The organism is Coprobacter sp., from assembly GCF_982436375.1.
Genome location: NZ_CEWDCG010000313.1, coordinates 1 through 2257 on the forward strand (window position 1 = coordinate 1; position 2257 = coordinate 2257).

General features: G+C 35.5%; 2 protein-coding genes. Both read left to right on the top strand.

What is annotated here, in order from left to right; translation table 11 throughout:
* The first annotated feature begins 94 nt into the window (after window positions 1–94).
* Entirely contained in the window at window positions 95–925 is an 831-nt protein-coding gene (locus tag AC1WHX_RS11985; protein WP_303116536.1) for a tetratricopeptide repeat protein, read from the top strand.
* A gap of 71 nt (window positions 926–996) precedes the next feature.
* A complete protein-coding gene (locus AC1WHX_RS11990) occupies window positions 997–2016 on the top strand; it encodes an HU domain-containing protein (RefSeq protein ID WP_009316776.1) in 1020 nt (339 codons plus the stop codon).
* Window positions 2017–2257 lie beyond the last annotated feature (241 nt).

Sequence of the window (2257 nt, forward strand, 5' to 3'; positions counted from 1 at the left end):
AAAATATAATTCTTATGAATTTGCGGTATTTCGATATTTCATTACTTGCAAAATAGGTATTTTTGCTTCTTATTCATAAAAAGGCTAATCGATTATGAAACGTATATTGTTTTTCGTTTTCTTTATGGCAGATTTTTTGTTTGTTTCGGCTCAGACTTATAATGAATGGATCGATAAATCGTTTGAATGTATCGAGTCAGAAGATTGGGCAGGAGCAGAAAAAGCTTTGATCGGAGCATTGAGAGTTCAACCGGCTAATCCGCAAAATGCTTTGTTGCTGTCTAATTTGGGAACTATTCAAAGAAAAATGGGAAAAAACGATGAGGCGTTGAAATCCTATACGAATGCGTTGATGATTACGCCTCGTTCGGTAACATTGTTGATGAACAGAGCTGCATTATTTTCGGAAATGGAAAAATTTGATGATGCCTTAAAAGATTACAATCAGGTTTTAATGTTAGATGATAAAGAAGAAGATGCTCTCTATTTGAGAGGATTGATTCGATTGGAGAAAAATGACACAACGGCCTGCCGTAAGGATTTTGAACAGCTTCTTAAAATTAATCCGAAAAGTTCTGATGCTCGTATCGGATTAGCTGCATTGATGAAGTTAAGAGGTTATTATACCGAGGCGATAGATCTTTATACGCAGGTAATACGGGTTAATCCCGAACAAACGTCTTTATATTTGAATAGGGGAGAAGCTTACTTATTAAACCGTCGTTTGAATAAGGCCGATGAAGATGTAGCTAAAGCATTAGAGTTAGATCCAAAAGATCCGTTAGTGTATGTTTTGCGTGCTAAATTGAAGTTGGCTCGTTATGAAAAAGAGGATGCGAGTCGAGATTTGGACAGGGCTGTTTCATTGGGTTTTGACAGAAAAGATGCTGATATTCTTTTAAATAAAGAACAATCCGAAAAATAATTCGAGAATCAGGAGAAAATTCATGATAGTATGATTTCTAATTCTACAGAAAAATAACTACATTTGTACTGATGTTAGAATTAGTAAGACATATTGAATATTTGCTGACGGAACATGATTGTGTTCTTGTTCCGGGGTTGGGAGGTTTTGTTTTACAATATGTTCCCGCACGATTTAGCGAGGACCGTAAGTCGATACAACCTCCTGGAAAACAAATAACTTTTAATTCTTCTTTATCGTATAATGATGGGTTATTGGCTCAATCGTTGATGCGAACATTGGATATAGATTACGGAAAAGCTGTGGCAATGATAGAACATTGGGTTGATGAAATAAAACGGAGTTTTTCAGAACCCGGTGATTCTTATGCTTTCGGGGAGTTGGGAACATTTGTCCTTTCAGATGAAAGATCATTGATATTCGAGCCACCGGCATCTTGCTTGTTCGGTATTTCTGCATTCGGATTAAAAAAGTTAAATATCTGTCCGTTAGGTCAGTTACATAAAGATGAAAATGTAGCAGAACCGAAGCTCAGAAGCAAGAAACGTGATGTTGTATATATCCCCGTAAATAAATCTTTTGTTCGACAATTGATCGCAGCTGCGGCTATAATCATTCTGCTTTTAATGATTTCAACTCCTATGTCTGAAATGAAAACGACATCGGATTATGCAAGTCTTGTTTCTTCTGAATTATTTGAAAATGGAAAAGATGGGGAAATAGAAATAAATGATATCGTATCGTTGCAACAAGGGAATGATTCTGTTATAGCGGCCGAAAATAATTTTTCTACGGTACAGAAATCAGAGCAAGACAATTCTCAAGTTGCTAATATATCTGACAGTGATGTTGTGCGTCCTTATATTGTGGTCGTTGCAACACTATCGGGAAAACAAGCTGCCTTGCGGCAATTAGAGCAATTTAAGCAGCAAGGTGTAACGGCCGATCTGAAAATATATGAAACTTCTAAGAAAGTTAGAATATATATAGATTCTTTCTCTGAGAAAGAAGAGGCTCAGAAATTTTTGATGACTTTAAGAAATGGTGATTCGCCTTTTTCTGATGCGTGGGTAATGTCTGTGAGAAGATAAACAACAAGCACTATAATTGATAATAGAGGGGGTGCACTTCAAAGCAAAGGCACTCCCTTTTTATATACCTTTAGTTATTTTCGCGGCCTCGATTTGTTATAATAATTGCAGTGTTTTTTGTCAAGTCGTTTTTGACGCTTCTGGAAAGAAAAGTTTGCGGAATAATTTGATAAAAAATGTTATTATTTATATTATGTATAAATAAAAAGATAGATATGTTATGTAGAATCAGAATAAATAG

Bases quoted from the DNA above. Each gene is read 5' to 3' on its own strand.
- AC1WHX_RS11985 (WP_303116536.1), top strand. From the start codon at position 95: ATGAAACGTATATTGTTTTTCGTTTTCTTTATGGCAGATTTTTTGTTT.
- AC1WHX_RS11990 (WP_009316776.1), top strand. From the start codon at position 997: ATGTTAGAATTAGTAAGACATATTGAATATTTGCTGACGGAACATGAT.